The organism is Burkholderia sp. SIMBA_051 (genome assembly GCF_046534915.1).
Lineage (GTDB): Bacteria > Pseudomonadota > Gammaproteobacteria > Burkholderiales > Burkholderiaceae > Burkholderia > Burkholderia ambifaria.
In genome coordinates this window covers 1-234 of sequence record NZ_JAWRXS010000931.1, presented here as the reverse complement: position 1 = coordinate 234, position 234 = coordinate 1, and the positions used below count along the sequence as shown (strand labels likewise).

Below are 234 nucleotides of genomic sequence, written 5' to 3'. Positions count from 1 at the left end.
AACCATCGGCAACTGCCGCGCTAACGCTTTTGATGCGGTCCGGGCGGTCACCCGAATATAAGCGGGAGCTGATCCAGCGTCTTTGGAAACTCTTTCAGACCGCGACGGGAGCACCCGATGACCAGATTGTCATCGGCATTCAGGAGTTGCCAGCCAGTCAGGCGATGGAGATGGGGCGGGTCATGCCGGAGATCAACAACGAATAGGGTGAAGGCGAGGGCGCTAGCAAAAGTC

1 protein-coding gene is annotated in these 234 nt (G+C 58.1%); it reads left to right on the top strand.

Annotated elements, in window-relative coordinates; translation table 11 throughout:
* On the top strand, window positions 1–206 hold a 206-nt coding region (locus SB771_RS37220), incomplete at its 5' end, for a tautomerase family protein (protein ID WP_410722307.1).
* Window positions 207–234: the final 28 nt, after the last annotated feature.